The organism is Corynebacterium falsenii (genome assembly GCF_020099275.1).
In the GTDB taxonomy this organism is placed as follows: Bacteria; Actinomycetota; Actinomycetes; order Mycobacteriales; family Mycobacteriaceae; genus Corynebacterium; species Corynebacterium falsenii.
Map to the genome: position 1 here is coordinate 163596 of NZ_CP083646.1, position 13307 is coordinate 176902.

The window sequence follows — 13307 nt, forward strand, 5'->3', positions numbered from 1 at the left end:
ACGAAAGGAACTCAGCACCGATGAGCCACGAGCACCCCTCGGGATCCCGCGGCAGTTCCCCCACCACCGCGACTCCTTCCATCGACGGAGCCATCGCCGCCACCGGCCTGCCCCTGCGCTGGCTCTACGCTCAGAGCCAGCTCCACCTCCGCCCCATCACAAGTCCCATCACACAGCCCGAGCGCCAGCCCGCACACCAGGCCGACATGCACTTCACCACCGTCGGCTCCAGTGAGCTCGCCGACCCGGGCGAGTTCCTCCCACCCGGCTCGGTCGTCCTCACCACCGGCGTGGGGTTTAAGCAGCGCAACGAGGATTTCGATGCTTACGTCCACCGCGCCGCCGACCGTGGAATCACAGCTATCGGCTTCGGCGTGGGGCTGGAATACCCGACCGTGCCGCAGCAACTCATCGCCGCCGCTCGCGCATACCGCATCGGCTTGTTCCTCATCCCACGCGAGATCCCCTTCACCCGCATCATCGAGGCCGTCGCCCGCGAACATCAGCGCCGCGCACAGCTCGAACAGCGCATGGCGGCGCAGATCCAGGAGGAGCTCAACCGCACCTCCCACACTTCCGGCATCGAGGGCATCGTGCAGGTGCTCTCCCACCGCACGCACAGCGCGGTGGCCGCGGCGTGGGGTGAGCAGGTCGTCCGCTCCGATAGCGCCGAGCACTCCCCCGCTGCCTCCGCTCGGCTCGACGCCGCACTCACCCACGCCTCCCCCGCCCACGCCGGCACGGTCACCGCCCCGCCAGGTGCCGTGCTCTACGAGGTTCCCCTGGGCCCCACCAGCGCAGACGGCGTTCTGCTTACCGCCCGTGATCACGCCTTCACCCCGGCGGAGCGTGGCGTGTTTAAACATGCCGCTGGTCTGATTTCCCTGGTTCAGCGCCAGCACATCGCTCCCCATACGATCCCGAGTACGCGGTTGGCGTGGGAGGCTGTGGCGTCGCATATGGTGGGCCTCGATGGGACGAGCGACCGCCTGACCACTGCGTTGGCGCCGCTGACGGACGCCGATGGGCGGGTGCGGCTCCTGGCGTTTCGTTCGCACTCGCCTGCCGCTGCCGCCCGGGCTGCGTTGCGCGATCGTGTGGTGGCCGCGTTTGAGCGCTCTGGCCTGGAATTTATCGACCTTCCCGCGCCGCGCGAGGGCGCGCATCTCGTGTTTGCTGCGGCCGTGCCGGATGAGGTTGTTTCGCTTCTCGACGCCACCCCCACGGCCGTTTCCGCCCCCACAGCTGTATCGGGGCTAAGCGGGGATGTTCTGTACTCAGTGGTGGTGGCGATGCGCCCGGCGCACCGTGGGCAGCCGCTGCCGGAGCCGCCGTCGCTGCCGGCGTGGACGGGCAATGCTGCGGTGCGGCCCGTGCTGCATGCGCGCTTTCGCGAGACGCTGCAGCGGATCCACGATGCCGACCCCACGCTGTTCGATACAGCCGTGGCGTTCCTCACCACCGACGGTCACGTGGGCGATACCGCCGCCACGCTGGGCATTCACCGCCATACCGCTCGGGCGCGGCTGCAGCAGATCGCGGCGCTGGGCTGCGACCTGAGTGTTCCGGAGACGCGCGCGGAGCTGCTCATCCTCGCGCGGCTGTTCCAACCGGAAGGCTAAGGAGACGATCACGTGGAAATCATTGACCAAATCTACAAACCCAAACTTAGAATTTCTTTAGGAAAATTTCTACATCGGTAAGTATTTTGGGAGTCGACAGAGTGGTGAGAAATTGTGCTAATTCCTCATCTAGCATTGCAGCTAAATCCATACAAGCCTCGTGACACCCTTGAGGACCAAGCCTAACATCCGTCCCCGTAATCGGAATTCCGTTGGGGATTACAGATTCGTGATGAGCAATCCTATTACGGATCTGCCGTACTGGAAATACTTTTTCATACACCCATTCTCTAGTTAAACCCCGATTTCCAAATTTGGGATCCTGCATTCTTGCCAGCCGCTGCGCTCCTGGAAAAACCTTCACGAGGTCACGACGCCCCCAAATACGGTCATGATCAGCCCTATCAAACGGCTCCTTTAAGCCGGAATCTCCACCTTTATCCAGCATGTTGGTCCAAGTTCTAAACATTGAGGTGGCTACTAGACGTCCCCCGAGTCGAGATCCTTTCACCGCACCCTTCCCTGTAAAATGTGCCGGTAGACGACTCCATGATTCTTGAATGTTTTCTCGAACGCGGGCATCAAACCCAATCTCTATTCTCGAGTACCAGTCTTCGCCAAATCTTTCGGTCAAGTTCCTGTTGATAGAATTCCTGAGTGCCACCTCAAGGAAGGAAATATCCATGAAAAGAGAGGAACTTAATCTTCTATCCAGCACATAGAGTTCACGAGCGGCGCAGACGTCTCTGCAAACACGTTTCATGTACGGCTCTAGCCTGTCCTCAGAGACCCAATCATCGTTTATCGGCGTCATATCAGGAACCCCCCAGTTCACATTGCTTGACGAAACGTTTAGGACTATACTGGCTATTGTAATCCCCTCCCACATGGAGTCACCCGTTCAGCGGACTGGCTGCGGAGGGGTTTTTCTTTACCCAGATCAGCCCAGAAGCATCGTGGGCGCAGTCCGCCCTATCGGTGCTTGCAGCCCGGCCAGCAGCAGGGCCGCCGCTTCCCCTCTTCCAGTTCCTCGCGCGTGCGACGGATGCGGCGCGCCCGCGTCTCGGGCTTTTTCGCGTCGCTCACCCAGCAGATGAACTCGTTGCGCCCGAGGGGAGTCAGACTCTCCCACAGCGCAAGCACCTCCGCGTCATCGGCCAGCGCCGCCCCCAAGTCCTCCGGCAGTTCGTGGACCACGCCGCCAGTGATTCCGTTCCAGGCCAGCTCAGCGGGCGATTCCGCAATCTTCTTCGCCACGGTTCCTCATCTCCTCCGCTCGGCTAAATGTCCGCACCTCAGTGTCTGCACCTCAGTGTCCGCACCTAAATGTCCGCACCAATCCAGATCGGTTCTGGCTCCAGCGTCACGCCGAATGCCTCCTGCACCCCGGCGCGCACGGCGCGGGCCAGCTCCACGATGTCCTCGCTCGTCGCACTACCGCGGTTGGTCAGCGCCAGCGTGTGCTTCGTGGACAAGCTCGCCGCACTGTTGCCGGGCACGTGCCACCCCTTGGAGAACCCGGCGCGCTCGATCAGCCACGCCGCGGAGAACTTATACCGCTGCTGCTCAGCCAGATCGGACGCATCACCCGGTTCGCCCGCGCCGTCGCTTCCGTCCGTAGCACTTTGATCAGCCACGGCCGACACTCCCGCTGCGTACACGGGCATCGACTCGGCTTCGGTGCTTCCGCATTTCTCCCGCACTGCGGCGATCACGGCATCCCTGGCCTGCGCCCCGGTCACGATCGGGTTGGTGAAGAACGACCCGGCCGACCAGGTGTCGTGATCGTCAGCATTGAGCACCATGCCCTTGCCCGCCCGCAGCGCCAACACGGCCTCGCGTACCTGCGCCACGGGGCGCCGCACCGGGCCTTTAGCTGCTACTTTTTCGTCGACGCCCAACCGCCGCGCCAGCTCCCCGAATCGCAATGGGACGCTCAGGCCGTCCGTGGACAGTTGGAATTCCACGGCCAGCACCACCGCGCGGTTGGTGAACTTCAAGTTGGAATAGCGGTAGCCCAGGTCCAGGGCGGCCGGCTCCACCCAGTCCACAGCTCCGGTCGAGCGGTCGTAGAGCTGCACGCGCTTGAGCGTCTGTGAAACCTCGGCACCGTATGCGCCCACGTTCTGCACGGGGGTCGCGCCCACGGAGCCGGGGATACCGCTGAGGCATTCCAACCCGCCCAGGCCCACGGCCACCGTCACCTCAACGAGGTCGTCCCAGGTCACGCCTGCGAAGGCGCGGACCACGCCCGTGTCCGGGTCGATCTCGATGTCCTGAACATCATCCTCGGCTGTGTCCTTAGCTGTGTCCTCGGCTGTGCCGTCAACCTGGTCAGCCTCCACGTCAGCATTAGCCCAGACCACAACGAGATCGCGCACCTCATCCCCGTCACCCACCACGAGGTTCGATCCGCCGCCGACCACGAGGAGGGGCTGGCTGTTGGCGTCGAGATAAGAAACAACGGACCGCAGCGCGTCCGGGGTGTTGCAGGCCACCACACCGGCCGGCGTGCCGCCGATGCGCAGGGTCGTGAGTTCCGCGAAGGAGCAGTGCATCACGTGCGCGCCGGGAACCGCGCGGGATCCGGCGAGAGATTCCAACAAAACTTTTGGGCTGTTAGCTGAGTGCGTCACACCACTAACGGTATCCTGTAGAGCATGACGACTCACAGTGAGAACACTGCAACGATCAAATTCCCTCTCGAGAAGGTCTACAAGGCACTGTCTTCCAAGGACTACTGGGAGTTTGAAACCAAGAACATCGGCGACGAGCCCGGCGAGGTCCACTCCTTCACCGAGCAGCCCGTCGAGGCCGTTCTGTACGAACTCCTGCCCAAGGCTGCCCTGCCCGAGGCCGTGCGCGCCATGGTCTCCCAGGACCTGAAGCTCAAGCGCGTGGCATCCTTCAACGAGCCGGAGGACAACGTGGCCACCGGCACCGTCACCGGCGACATCAAGGGCGCGCCCGTGTCCTTCAACTCGGACGTGACGCTCTCCGGCGAAGGCGAGACCACCATCCTCAAGGCCGAGTCGGCTATCGAGGTGAAGATCCCCATGATGGGCCCCGTGCTGGAGCCCAAGGTCGCCGGGTTCGTGGACGAGTTCCTCGCCCGCGAGGCCAGCATGATCGAGCAGTGGATCGGCGAGAACCTCTAAACTCTCCCCGGCTGTACCCCTGTTATCCCTGCGGTGGTTGACCACGCACATAACCTCAAGGCCCGTTCGTGGACTGCGGACGGGCCTGTTGGCGTACCCACCCGCGGAACCACGGGCTTCAACCGGCTGCGCAAGTCCGACCGTTGGCTCGTGGCGCAGCCACAGGTGCAGGCTCTATTACGCCAGGCTGTGTGGGAGGGCCGGGCGCCGGTGGCCGTGGACGTGGGCTACGGCGCATCGCACACCACCACCGTGGAGTGGGCACGCTGGTTGCGCACGATCACCCCGTCCGTGCAGGTCACTGGACTAGAGATCGAGCCGAGCCGGGTGTTGCCGCCCCGCGACGGTGTGACCTTTGCCCTTGGTGGTTTCGAGCTCGCGGGGCTGCGCGCCGACGTGGTGCGCGCGTTCAACGTACTGCGGCAGTACGACGTTGACCAGGTCCACGCCGCCTGGGAGACCATGCAGGCCGAGCTGCATCCCGGCGGCGTAATCATCGAGGGCACCTGCGACGAGATCGGCCGCCGCGCTTCCTGGGTGCTGCTGGATCGCACGGGCCCGCTGAGCCTTACACTGGCGTGGGACCCGTTCCACACCCCGCGCCCTTCGGACGTTGCCGAGCGTTTGCCCAAGGAGCTGATTCACCACAACACTCCTGGTCATCGCATCCATGACGTGCTGGGTGAGCTCGATGCAGCCTGGGATCGCGCCGCGCCACTGGCGGTGTTCGGCCCGCGCGTGCGGTGGCGGGAGGCTCTTGGTTTCTTTTTCGACGCCACCAGCATCAGCCCGAAACTCAGCCCGCGAAGGAAGCTCCAGGACTGCTCGGTGACACTGCCGTGGGATGCGGTGATGGACTAGCTAGCTGGCGATTTTCCGGTGCAAGACTTGGCGCGGGTGGCGGTTTTGCGGAAAACTGGTGCAGGTGACGAACTCCAACAACACCCCTCCATCATCTTCAGGCTGGCCCGGCGGCGGCTCCCAGGGCAACCAGGGCGGCACCGGCAGCACCGGCGGATATGGCAATCACAGCGCCGATGACCAGAACCACACTCTGGCTTACCCGAGCCAGCCCGGTCAGACCGGTCAGCCCGGCCCCAGTGGCTGGGGCACGCCGCAGGGCGCGGGCCAGGGCTCCCCTAAGAAATCGGGTAAGGGCTCAGGCAAGGGCTGGAAGATCGCGCTCGCGGTCATCGCCGTCATCGTTGTGCTGCTCGGGCTGGGCGAGTTCGGTGCCCGCACCTACTTCGCCAACCAGATCACGAATTCGGTGAAGGAAGAGGCGCAGAAGAACGGCACCCAGATCGAATCCGATCCCAAGGTGAGCTTCGGCTCCTCCCCGGTGCTGCTCGCGCTGGTGACCGGCACGATCGGCTCGATGGATCTGCAGCTGCCTTCCACCTTGAACATCTCCTACCAGGATGCCGATAAGTCCAAGCCCATCGTCAAGGGTTACCCTGCCGTCCACATCGACGCGCACAATCTCAAGCCCAGCGACAACGGCGACGATATGACGATGGGCGAAGTCACCATCGATACGTCGGTCCCCAACGACCTGATGCTGGCGCAGGCGCAGAAGAGCACTGAGCAGAGCACGGGCGATCTCGGGTTCCTCTCCGGCCTGCTCCGCGTGACGGATATTCAGCCCAACCTGGAGCGCCAGACCATGGAGTTCCAGATTGGCGGCGGCCTGGCTACGTTGCAGATGAAGCCGGTCGTATCCAACGGCAATCTGATGTTCGACATGGATAGCGCGCAGATCCTCGGGCAAAACCTGCCGCAGCAGTTCGTCGATCAGCTCAAGGGCTCGCTGGCAGGCACCACCGTTGCCGCCGTGGGTGGGCTGAACTTCGAGAAGGTCTCGGTGACCCAAACCGGCCTGGAGGTCACCCTGCATGGAACCAACGTGGACATGAACGAGGTCGGCAAGGCCTTCGACGAGCAGGCTGGCAATCAGCCAGCCCAGCGTGCGCAGAGCACTCCCACCCCGAATCCCTACGACCAGTCCGGAGCCGTGGGCTCTTCGTAGGCCTAGGAACTCTTCGTAGGCGTCAAAGTGCGCTGTAGACCGCTCTACACCGCAGCCGCTACGCTTCCCGGGGAACGATCGCGCCGGCGTGGGAAACGCCCAGCCGCGTGGCCCCCGCCGCGATCATGGCCACTGCAGGATCCCAGTCGCGGATTCCCCCGGACGCTTTGATGCCCACCAGGCCCGCCGCCTGACGAGACTGATCATCCACGCCGAACGGCGCGAGCACTCCCATGCTCCGCAGCTCGTCGGCCATGATCCGCACCGCCTCCACGGTCGCCCCACCCGCCGGGTGAAAGCCCGTGGAGGTTTTTACGTAGTCGGCCCCCACCTGGGCACACGTCCGCACTGCGGTGCGCAGCTGCTGCTCGCCCAGCACAGCAGACTCCACGATCACCGAGAGCACCACCGGCTTCGGCACGGCCTCGCGGATGGTCATGAGCTCAGAGATGAGCGCCGAGGTATCCCCCGCCACGGCAGCGGCGAGATCCACCATCACGTTGATGTCGTGGGCTCCCTGTTCCACTGCCCACCGTGCCTCCGTGGCTTTGACCAAGCTCGCGTGCTTCCCGCTGGGAAACCCGCAGACAGTCGCGAGCCGTAGGGTGGCGTCGGAGGAAAAGAGAGAACCGACCGGCAACATCGACGGCGACACGCACACCGCCCCACACCCCAGCTGCTCGGCTTCGCCGATGAGGTCAGCGACCTGTTGGCGAGTAGCTTCCGGCGCCAGCAACGTGGAGTCGATCGCCGCTGCCACCTGATCGCGGGACAGAGCAGAAGCTTCCATCGGTGGCGTCACCACGAACCGCTGGCGTTACCCAACACATCCTTGATCGCCGGGCGGATATCTTGCCAGTAAATGCCCACGATGACTGCGGCGATGACCCACAGCAGCTCCATGTTCACAAACAAGCTGAGCAGCCCCAGGGCACTCGCGCCGCCGAGGAGCATGAGCCAGTTCTCCTTCTTCCTGTCGATCACGGTAAACGCATCATTTCTCGTGCTCGCAAGCTGGATCAAGCCGATGATCGCCAACGCGAGCACAACAAAGCCGAGGAAGAGATTGAGGTAGAAGTAGGCTCCACTAACGACCAACAAGACTGCATTCATAATGGCTATGCTATCGCGAAAATGAATTCTGTCAGAGTGTAAATCGCTAGGCCCGCCAAGGCGCCCACCAAAGTACCGTTAACGCGGATGAACTGCAGGTCCTTGCCGACCAACAATTCGATGCGATCGCTGGCCTCTTGGCCATCCCACCGCTCCACCGTCTCGCCGATGATGCTGGTGACTTCCCCGGCGTAGTTATCCGCAAGGTAGCTGGCGGAATTGACGATGCGCTGGTCCAAGGAGCGCTGCAACTCCGGTTCGTTTTGCACGCGGCGGCCAAAGTCCTCCACCCACGTGGCGATGCGGGTGCGCAGCACGGACTCCGGATCGCGAGCCATGGTGGTCAAGGTGGAACGGATGGCCTCCCACATGCGCCCCGGCAGGGCGCGGACGGGAGTGGAATCCATAATGTCATCCTTGAAGCGCTCCACGCGATCGATCATGGCCTGGTCATGCTGGAGGTCTTGCGACAGCTGCTTGACGAACGTGCGCAGCTGGTGGCGGGCATCGTGATCCGGGTTGCGGCGAACATCGGCGGTGAAGGCGGTCAGTTCGCGGTAGACCTTGTCTCCCACGAGGTCACGGACAAACCGCGGCGCCCAGGTGGGGGTGCGCTCGTCGATGAGGCGAACCACGAACTCCTCGGAGTTGCGGGCTTTGTCGTCGAGCCAAATCACGATGGCATCGACGACCGGCTCGGTCCGGCCTTCCTCGATGAGCTGCTCCAAGCCGCGGCCCAGCGGCGGGGCCCAGTTCGGCTCGCGGACTTTGTCGATCACCAGGGCGTTGATGACCTGCTCGGCCTCCTCGGGGGCGATGCCGTTGACCACCAGGTCAATGAGCTTGCCTGCCTCCTGCGACACGCGCTTTGCTCCCACGCCGTCGACGACCCAATCCGCGAGGCGCTGCGGGATGTGCGCCTTGCGGAGCTTTTCGCTGATGAGGGTGGCGTTGAGGAAGTTTTCGCCGACGAACTCGCTGAGGGCGTGGCCGACCTGATCCTTCTTGCGCTTGATGATGGCCGTGTGCGGAATGGGGATGTGCAGCGGGTGGCGGAACAGTGCCGTGACCGCGAACCAGTCCGCCAGCGCGCCCACCATGCCGGCCTCGCTCGCCGCTCGGACGTAGCCAATCCACGCCCCCGGGTTGCCGGTGAACTCCAACCAGCGCATAGCGATGTAGATCGCCGTGGCCATGACCAGCAAGCCTGTGGCGATGGCCTTGTGCTTGCGCAATTCGGCACGCTTCTGCGCCTCGGTTTCCGGGTCCGGTCCGGGAACCTCGAGAAGGTCGGGGCTGGTATCTGGTTCGGTGGTGGAGTGGTGCTTATCAGTCACCTGGTCATTATTGCACTAATGGCGCTGAGCTCAGATTTTCCCGCCTTTCCCTCGCTAGTGCACCCAGGTCTCGTTCTCGCCGACGACCTCGCCCTCGGCGTTGTAGATATAAAAGCCCACGCCGGAGTTGCGGCCGAAATGCCCCGCCTCAATTTCCGCTGCGAACTTCTTGCCTAGCTCACGCAGCGTCTCGTCCTCGTTGTGCGCCAACGTCTTGACCACCACGTTGAAGCCCACCACGTCAATGATCTCGAAGGGGCCGAATTCCGACCCGGTAGAGATCTTCCACACCTTGTCGATGTCCACCGGCTTAGCGTGTCCGCGCGCGAGCAGAGACAGCCCCGCGTCCATGAAAGGAATGAGCAGGGAGTTGAGGATGTAGCCCCGCAGTGGTTTGCGGATCACGGCCGGCACCATCCCCAGGTCCTCGGCAAACGTGGTGGCACGGTCGAAGGTCTCCGCCGCCGTCGACTCCTGCCCCATGATCTCTGCAATGTTGAATCGCCAGATCAGGTTGGCGAAGTGCATGGAGACCAGCCGATCACCGGCATTCATCTGCGCGGCAATCTCAGCGGGCAGGAAGGTCGAAGAGTTCGTCAGCAGGAGTGCATCGGGTGCTGCGTGGCGTTCGATCTCCACAAACAGGCGCTGCTTCGTCTCCACGTCCTCCACTGCGGATTCGATGACGATATCCGCCCCGCTGACGGCCTCCGCTAGGTCGCCGGTGCGATCGATTGCGGCACAGTTGGTGCGGAAGCTGGCGGCGTCGAAAGTATCGAAAAACTTCGTGTACTCGCCGCCGATCCAGGCGAGGTAACGGTCGAACGTGGTGAAATCGTTGCGGTAGTTATACACCGTGACCAGGAAATTATGCCGGATAGCTTGGGCCGCGATTTGCGACGCCAACAGCCCCGAACCGATCACTGCAATGCGTTGGGTCATAACCGTCTCCTTGCCCCGCAGCGGGGCACATGTCGTGTGTGAATAGTGGAATGCTCACGCTGGCGCGTGAGCGCTAGAACGGGTGTGCTGAGCCTGCGGAAGTGCTAGGCCTGCGGAAGCAGGCGCGGCACAACCTTGCCGGAATCGTTCCGGGGAAGTTCGGACACGCGGATGATGGAATCCAGTGCACTGAACTTGCTCACGCCGGCGAGGACGGCGTTGTTGAGGTCCTCATCGGTGATCTCCTCGGCCTCGATGATGTAGGCGGTGAGCTTTGCGACGATGTCATCCTGATTGCCGATGACGAAGACGTCATCGATCTGCGGCAGGGTGAGCAGGAACTCCTCGATGACGCGCGGGTGGATGTTCTCGCCGCCGCGGATGACCATGTCGTCTGCGCGGCTGCCCACGTAGAGCCGGCCCTTGGCGTCCACGAAGCCTTTGTCGCCGGTGGAGAGCATGCCATCGACCACATCGGTGGAGTCGGAATCGGACAGGTAGCCGACGGAGGTCATGGAGTTGGAGGAGTAAATCACGCCGGTTTCGCCGGGCGCGACCGGCTGATTGTCCTCGCCGATGATCGCCAGGCGCACGCCGGGGCCGGGGCGACCGGCGGTGGTGGGATCATCCAGCATGTCCTCGGCGGTGGCCACGGTGATCTGGCCGTGCTCGGTGGAGCCGTAGAAGTTGTGCACCACGCCCTTGCCGTCGCCGAAGCGCTTGTTGAGGTGGAACACCAGCTCCGGCGGGATGGCGTTGCCGGCGGAGACGATGAAGCGGACGGTGGAGGCATCGGCGCCGGTCTTTTCCACCTCGTCGAGCAAGTCGCGGAGGTACACGGCTGCAGAGATGATCGCGGTGACGCGGTACTTCTCCATCTCGGCGGCGTCGCGGACGGGTTCGATGATCCGGTGAGTGATGAGGGTGGAGCCGGTGGCCAAGCCGATGTGGAGGTTGAGCCAGCCCCAGGCGTGGAACATGGATACCGACAGCTGGATCACGTCGTTGCGGCGGAAGGGGATCTTGTCGAGGATGCTGCCCAGCACCTTTGGGGTCTTGGGAACGGGCAGCATGACGGCCTTCGGTACACCGCGGGTTCCGGAGGACATGATGACGGTCGGCTGCTGCTTCGGGTGCTTGGGCAGCGCGACGTTGCGGTACTCGGTTGCGCCGCGTTCGATGAGGTCGGAGGCGCGGGCGTAACCAGCGACGCTGGGGGCATCGGCATCCTCGGGTGCAGAAGACTCAGCGGTGATGATCTTGTTCTCTACGTCGAGCCCGGCGATGACGTCCGTGAACTCGGCATCGATGAGCGTGGCATCGCTGGGGTATTCCAGAGCGATGTTCTGCAGCTGGGTTAGGGACGATGCCGGGTTGAGGATCTTGGTTTCCATGCCGTTGTAGGCGGCAGCGATCAGGCCCAGCATCATGTAGCGGCTGTTGCGGACGATCAGCGACATCGAGCGCAGGTCCGAGCCATCTGCGGTGGACAGGGAGCGCAGGCTCTTGGCGAGTGCGCGACCTTGGTCGCGAACTTCGGTGAAGGTCAGGGACCCGTCATCGTCGATGATGGCGGTGCGGTCTGGGTACGATGCTGCACCGGTCTCCACGAGGGCTGCCAGGGACATGCCCCATCGGTTCGTCGCCCCGATGAGAGTCTTGGACTCCTTGAGCCCGCCGGTGCGGATCACGCCCGCACGCATGAGGGGCTTGAGGGATTTCAGCATCTGGCTGACGTTGAGCTGGGCAGAGACGTAGGTGTTGTGCTTATGCATGGTGGGATCTTCACTTCGGGAGTCGGTGTGTGACGAGGCAGCAGGCAGGCCAGCTGGGCAGCGAAAAAGACCAGCTGAGCAGGCCAAAAGAGCGGGGCGACGAGTTAGGCCCGTCGCCCCGGCGAGGAACGTTGTCTCTAGGGCGTCTCTAGAACGCCTTGAAGACGAGGTTCCTAGAACGTGCCGGCGATGACCTTGGCCGTGTGGGCGACGCCGTTGTTGGTCATGTGAACAGGCAGGTTGTAGCCGGACACGTTGGTGGTGTCGATGACACCGGCGATCATGCGACGATCGTCGGGGGCGCATTCGCCGGTGCCTTCGGTGCTATCGCGGATGTCGGCGAACACAACGTTGTCCTTCGCGCGAGCGTTGACGAGGTCCTTGGCCCAGTTGTGGATGTTGACCTCGGCATCGCGGATCCAGAATGCGGGGATTCCGATATCGCCCGGGAGCATCTCAACGTGGACGAGGCACTGCTCGGCAGTCTCCGTCTTGGAGATCGTGGGGTAGTCGGCGATGGTGATCTTGGCGTTCGGGGCCGCCTGCTTGATGCGGTCGATCGCGGCGTTCATCGCGTTGGTCCACAGCACGCGCTGCTCGTCGTAGCGCTGTGGGAGGGAGAGGAGCATGTCCGGCAGACCGCGGGCGGCGACCTGCTGGGACAGCCAGGTGTAGGAATCGTTGAAACCGAACTGGATGACCACGTTGCTGGTGTCAGCGTTCAGGGCGTGGTCGTTGAGGGCGTTGTTGATTTCGCCGTCCAGGGTTGCGGAGGGGCCGCCCTTGACGTAAGCCATGGCACCCGGGCAGGAGTAGTCGCGCACCTCGAGGTTCTTCATCTGGCCGATCTGGCGAGGAGCATTCGTGGGAGACTGGCCGCAGCCGTGGGGGAGTACTGGGTGAGGTTGGCGCCGATGGGGTTATCCAGCGGGATAGCGGCCGCTTCGGCGCTGGCGCGCACCTTCGCGCCCACGGTTTCTGCGGGGGTCGGGTTGGACAGGTACGAGTCGCCGAAGGTGACCAGGTTGTGTGGCTCAGCGGCGGAGGCGGTGGGGGCGGCCAGGCCTGCAACACCCAGTGCGAGGGTGGCTGCCGTTGCGGCTGCGGCGAGTGGTGCCTTGAAGCGAGAACCCGTGGTGCGAATCGTCATGTAATGCTCCCTTCCAGAAGTGATGCACATGCAGTTATTCTGTTCAGTTTTCAACGTGGCCTTTTACGGCCTTATCCAGACCCGAATAAGAATAGTCCGCAAGAATCGCTTTCCCAACTGATTTTCTGCATCTCACTGAGGCCATAGATGCTGCATGACGTGCCATTTAGCTTTCCTGAAC

Annotated in this window: 14 protein-coding genes; 4 read left to right on the forward strand and 10 right to left on the reverse strand. The window is 63.2% G+C overall.

The features are described from left to right. Positions 1 to 20 precede the first annotated feature (20 nt). Positions 21 to 1622: a PucR family transcriptional regulator gene (locus LA343_RS00820; RefSeq protein ID WP_025403668.1), complete on the forward strand. Its 1602-nt coding sequence runs from the start codon at positions 21 to 23 to the stop codon at positions 1620 to 1622. Between the two features lie 46 nt (positions 1623 to 1668). Here the strand turns inward: LA343_RS00820 and LA343_RS00825 are convergent, their stop codons facing one another. The 3 genes from LA343_RS00825 to LA343_RS00835 all read right to left on the reverse strand — a co-directional run bounded on the left by LA343_RS00825 (position 1669) and on the right by LA343_RS00835 (position 4180). Next, positions 1669 to 2307, reverse strand: a complete 639-nt coding sequence (locus tag LA343_RS00825) for a hypothetical protein (RefSeq protein ID WP_144084527.1) — start codon at positions 2305 to 2307, stop codon at positions 1669 to 1671. Positions 2308 to 2594: 287 nt separating this feature from the next. Then, positions 2595 to 2846, reverse strand: coding sequence for a YdeI/OmpD-associated family protein (locus tag LA343_RS00830; RefSeq protein WP_025403669.1), 252 nt, complete (start codon positions 2844 to 2846; stop codon positions 2595 to 2597). A 98-nt stretch (positions 2847 to 2944) separates the two neighbouring features. Next, a complete protein-coding gene (locus LA343_RS00835; protein WP_052337685.1) occupies positions 2945 to 4180 on the reverse strand; it encodes a UDP-N-acetylmuramate dehydrogenase in 1236 nt (411 codons plus the stop codon). Positions 4181 to 4282: 102 nt separating this feature from the next. Between LA343_RS00835 and LA343_RS00840 the strand changes: the two genes are divergently transcribed. The 3 genes from LA343_RS00840 to LA343_RS00850 all read left to right on the forward strand — a co-directional run bounded on the left by LA343_RS00840 (position 4283) and on the right by LA343_RS00850 (position 6809). Next, complete coding sequence (locus LA343_RS00840; RefSeq protein ID WP_025403671.1) at positions 4283 to 4780, forward strand: DUF2505 domain-containing protein; 498 nt, start codon at positions 4283 to 4285, stop codon at positions 4778 to 4780. Between the two features lie 33 nt (positions 4781 to 4813). Then, positions 4814 to 5641, forward strand: a complete 828-nt coding sequence (locus LA343_RS00845) for a hypothetical protein (protein ID WP_025403672.1) — start codon at positions 4814 to 4816, stop codon at positions 5639 to 5641. A gap of 64 nt (positions 5642 to 5705) precedes the next feature. Beyond that, the gene (locus LA343_RS00850) at positions 5706 to 6809 is read left to right on the forward strand and encodes an LmeA family phospholipid-binding protein (RefSeq protein WP_182840995.1); all 1104 of its coding nucleotides are present in this window, start codon (positions 5706 to 5708) and stop codon (positions 6807 to 6809) included. Between the two features lie 58 nt (positions 6810 to 6867). Here LA343_RS00850 and deoC read toward each other — a convergent pair whose 3' ends face one another. The 7 genes from deoC to LA343_RS00885 all read right to left on the reverse strand — a co-directional run bounded on the left by deoC (position 6868) and on the right by LA343_RS00885 (position 13126). Further along, the gene (gene deoC, locus LA343_RS00855) at positions 6868 to 7599 is read right to left on the reverse strand and encodes a deoxyribose-phosphate aldolase (RefSeq protein ID WP_025403674.1); all 732 of its coding nucleotides are present in this window, start codon (positions 7597 to 7599) and stop codon (positions 6868 to 6870) included. Between the two features lie 8 nt (positions 7600 to 7607). Beyond that, positions 7608 to 7922: a DUF2516 family protein gene (locus LA343_RS00860; protein ID WP_025403675.1), complete on the reverse strand. Its 315-nt coding sequence runs from the start codon at positions 7920 to 7922 to the stop codon at positions 7608 to 7610. Positions 7923 to 7927: 5 nt separating this feature from the next. Further along, on the reverse strand, positions 7928 to 9259 hold the full coding sequence (locus LA343_RS00865; protein ID WP_025403676.1) for a DUF445 domain-containing protein: 1332 nt from the start codon (positions 9257 to 9259) through the stop codon (positions 7928 to 7930). Positions 9260 to 9313: 54 nt separating this feature from the next. Beyond that, positions 9314 to 10201: a 3-hydroxyacyl-CoA dehydrogenase NAD-binding domain-containing protein gene (locus tag LA343_RS00870; RefSeq protein WP_025403677.1), complete on the reverse strand. Its 888-nt coding sequence runs from the start codon at positions 10199 to 10201 to the stop codon at positions 9314 to 9316. A gap of 104 nt (positions 10202 to 10305) precedes the next feature. Next, positions 10306 to 11976 carry an AMP-binding protein gene (locus LA343_RS00875; protein ID WP_025403678.1) on the reverse strand — a complete coding sequence of 557 codons (1671 nt, stop codon included), beginning with the start codon at positions 11974 to 11976 and terminating at the stop codon, positions 10306 to 10308. Positions 11977 to 12149: 173 nt separating this feature from the next. Next, a complete protein-coding gene (locus LA343_RS00880; protein ID WP_025403679.1) occupies positions 12150 to 12815 on the reverse strand; it encodes an SGNH/GDSL hydrolase family protein in 666 nt (221 codons plus the stop codon). Beyond that, complete coding sequence (locus tag LA343_RS00885) at positions 12812 to 13126, reverse strand: hypothetical protein (protein WP_025403680.1); 315 nt, start codon at positions 13124 to 13126, stop codon at positions 12812 to 12814. The genes LA343_RS00880 and LA343_RS00885 overlap by 4 nt, the downstream gene beginning before the upstream one ends. Between the last annotated feature and the right edge of the window lie 181 nt (positions 13127 to 13307).